At 42.8% G+C, this 991-nt stretch carries 1 protein-coding gene and 1 pseudogene; both read left to right on the top strand.

Annotated elements, in window-relative coordinates; all coding sequences use genetic code 11:
* A pseudogene (locus ACS8FC_RS15165) lies at positions 1–213 on the top strand (hypothetical protein); the annotation flags it as partial.
* Between the two features lie 246 nt (positions 214–459).
* Positions 460–991: YidB family protein (locus ACS8FC_RS15160; RefSeq protein WP_439297381.1), on the top strand; the 532-nt coding region annotated here is incomplete at its 3' end.

Below are 991 nucleotides of genomic sequence, written 5' to 3'. Positions count from 1 at the left end.
AAACAATGGCAGTTGTTGATGCGAACAGGCCGCGGCGATGAGCTATGGCAAGCGCATTTAATCTCTGTCAACCGCTATCAATGGGCAATGGTTTTTGAGTTCAGTATCGTTGAGCCTTATCAGCGATCTTTATCAATGACTATATTTCGCGATCAAGTAAGCCTTGAGCAATGGCGAGAGCTCAGTATTTTAGCCAATATAAATAAAGGTTAAATTTGCTAATTAGCATTCATACCTTTATTCAGTTTTTCTCTCTTTTTTGTGAGCTTACGATTACCTACATGCCATAACAAAACAACTATCTCGATGCTCAAAGAGTTTTGTTATATTAAAAGTTAATAATAAAGCACATAAACCGACTGTCTCATTTCTCAAATTTATACAAGCGAAAAGCAAGTATTTATAGGATTAGGCAGTAGGTTTTTATGATAAATAACATGACAAAAAGAGGAATAGAGTATGAGCTTATTAGGAAATTTGGTCAGCCAAGTTGCACGTAGCGCGATGAATCCAGACGATGCTCAGCGCAATCCAGTCAACCAACGCACCGACCCACGTCGTACTGGTGGCTTGGGCGATATATTAGGCAGCGTATTGGGCAGCGGTAGTCAAGCAGGTGGCTACAATCCGCAGCAATACGATCGTAAGCCTGATAATGGTTTTGGGCTAGACGATATCATTGGTGGTTTGGCTGGTGGCAATCAGCGTGGTAATGTAAGCTCAGGCGCTGGTGGACTGGGAGATATCTTAGGTAGCGTATTAGGCGGTCAGCGTAACAGTAGTGGCTTTGGCGGCAAAGGGATGCTTATCGCTGTCCTCATGCCAATGGTACTGAGCTGGATCAAGCGTAATGGTGGTATAGGCGGTGCATTATCAAAAATTACTGGCATGGGTCATGCTGAACAAGCACGTTCTTGGATGAGCACGAATGAGGCTAATGACAACTTAGACCCGAATGAAATAAACCAACTGTTTGACGAAAACGAAATTC

This window comes from Psychrobacter sp. 1Y4 (genome assembly GCF_051847555.1).
The sequence above is the reverse complement of the archived record's forward strand: the minus strand, read 5'-3'. Positions and strand labels throughout refer to the sequence as shown.